Origin of the sequence: Rhizobium sp. BK312 (assembly GCF_014193605.1) — a bacterium.
GTDB lineage: Bacteria > Pseudomonadota > Alphaproteobacteria > Rhizobiales > Rhizobiaceae > Rhizobium.
On sequence record NZ_JACHZP010000024.1, the window covers coordinates 1 to 1,786 of the forward strand.

Below are 1,786 nucleotides of genomic sequence, written 5' to 3' on the forward strand. Positions count from 1 at the left end.
TGTCACAGCTATTTAGAGATGAGACAAAGTAATCAATTTAGAAACGCGACATAATAATATCTGTTATTACTTCATTTGCAAGATTCTATAGATATGGATGCGCAGCTGTGAGCCGCCGGCCGGGTGAAGCTGGCTGGGGTTGCGTAGCCCGGTCGGCGGCGGATGGCTCTGGCGCAATCATATACTTTAGCTTTCTCAACCGGATCGCTTCCATCACTCTGCCGCGTCCCGGGTCGCCAATGCTTGTCGCCGTCGGGCGATGACGACGGGATCCTTCGTAAAATCCGTCTTCCGTCCAGGCTTGGCACCACGTGTCTGATAACCGCTTCTCTGGCTGCCATCGGGAATGCCAAACATATGATCCGTCTGGCCAGTGCGGCGAGGGCCGCTCTTGCTGCGCTGCTGCTGGCGCCCAGCCTGCAGCTCAGCGACGATCGACAGCATGTCATCCAGCCGTTTGTTCTCAACCACGTCCGCTCGGTGCACCGACCGCAACGTGTCGAAGGTTTTGTAGGGCAGGGAGACCCCATCGTGCGTGATCTCGAGGCGTCCGTCAGGATAGTCGCAAACGACCATCTTCTTGCCCGCTAGCGCCGTCGCGCGCTCTGTCGGATCGAGAATGAACATCACCTTGTCGTAGCGCAACGTCAAGGAATGCGACAGCTTGCGAACTTCCTTGCGGCACATGGCACCATCGAGGTTCTCGTGATCGGCCAGCGGCCGATGCATGTCCTTCGGATTGCGTGCGGGCTTGCCAAACCGAGCATTAAAGTCCGCCATGAACTCTGGCGCATAGGCGTTAGCCGCCTCGATCGTATCGATACCGCGCAGCCGCAACTCCTTCACTAACCGATCCTGCAGCGTCTGATTGGCGCGTTCCACACGGCCTTTGGCTTGCGGAGTGTTCGCACAAATAATGTCGATGTTCAGCTCGTAAAGCGCCCGACCGAATTGCGTCAGGCCGCTCGTGCGGTCCTTCAGTGAGGCATGCGCGCTACGGAAAACACCGTGCTTGTCGCTGTAGAATGCAATCGGCTTGCCCCATTGCTGCAAATAGGCCTTCGTCGCATGCAGATAATCAAAGGTATTCTCAGACGCCGCAAAGCGCAGATGCAAGAGCTTGCCAGTGGCGTCATCAATGTAGACGAGCAGGGCGCATTTGCGGCCACGCTCTTCAAACCACCAGTGATGCGAACCATCGATCTGGACAAGCTCACCAAAACAATCACGCCGGCCACGCGGCTGAAAGACCCGCTTCTTGCGCTCGCGGCGTGACACCCAGATGCCGGCTTCCATCATCCATTGACGCAGCGTCTCCTTGCTGACCGATATCCGATGGCGCTCAAGTAGCTTCTCCGCCGCCAAGGTCGGCCCGAAGTCCGCGTAATGCTCACGCACCAGGTCGAGAGCCAGGTTGCGGAAATCCTCGCTGTGGCGCCGGTTGCTCGGACGACCGCGCTTCTTCGACCTCAGACCGTCGGCTCCGTCCTGGTCATAGGCTCGCAGAAGCCGATGCACCTGGCCGCGGCTGAGCCCCAACAACTCAGCAGCCCGAACCACCGTCAGGCTGCCTCGGCGAACTTCGCAAATACGTTCTAGGCGATGCAATTCCTTCTGCGACATGACAATCAAACAAGACATGACGACTCCGAACACAGATGGCCTCAACCACGTTGCACGTCGCTAATCTTGCTCCCCAATGCTGACGTTCGACCAGCATCCCGAGAGGCGACGACTGTCGCATCTCTAACTGGCCTATGTGTCGCATCTCTAAAATGCCGCTACA

At 57.7% G+C, this 1,786-nt stretch carries 1 protein-coding gene; it reads right to left on the reverse strand.

The window, feature by feature from the left end; translation table 11 throughout:
* Window positions 1–213: 213 nt before the first annotated feature.
* Window positions 214–1,641: an ISNCY family transposase gene (locus tag FHT85_RS30325; RefSeq protein WP_112413213.1), complete on the reverse strand. Its 1,428-nt coding sequence runs from the start codon at window positions 1,639–1,641 to the stop codon at window positions 214–216.
* Between the last annotated feature and the right edge of the window lie 145 nt (window positions 1,642–1,786).

Coding starts and splice junctions, on each gene's coding strand:
- FHT85_RS30325 (WP_112413213.1), bottom strand. CDS start 1,641: ATGTCTTGTTTGATTGTCATGTCGCAGAAGGAATTGCATCGCCTAGAA.